Source organism: Lederbergia ruris (assembly GCF_018332955.1).
GTDB lineage: Bacteria > Bacillota > Bacilli > Bacillales > Bacillaceae_C > Lederbergia > Lederbergia ruris.
Genome location: NZ_BORB01000167.1, coordinates 1 through 255 on the forward strand (window position 1 = coordinate 1; position 255 = coordinate 255).

General features: G+C 34.1%; 1 protein-coding gene. It reads right to left on the reverse strand.

The window, feature by feature from the left end; all coding sequences use genetic code 11:
* Nucleotides 1–255, reverse strand: a 255-nt coding sequence (locus KI363_RS21865) for a transposase (protein ID WP_212967637.1), incomplete at both ends; no start/stop codon positions are given.

Below are 255 nucleotides of genomic sequence, written 5' to 3' on the forward strand. Positions count from 1 at the left end.
TAACGGTTATATAGATCATTAATAAGTCTTGTAACGGCTTCATTCTTAGGAAACCACGACTTTAATAAATCTAATAAGACTTTCTGCCATGCCTTTCTTAAATATTCGTACGAAATAAAACCCGTAGCTACCCATTTTTTATTTTGATCAAGGGCTCCTTCCGTTACTAAAGCATGGATATGGGGATTAAACTTAAGGTCTCTTCCAAATGTGTGAATGACTGTAATAACACCTACTTGTAATGGCTTTTTACTT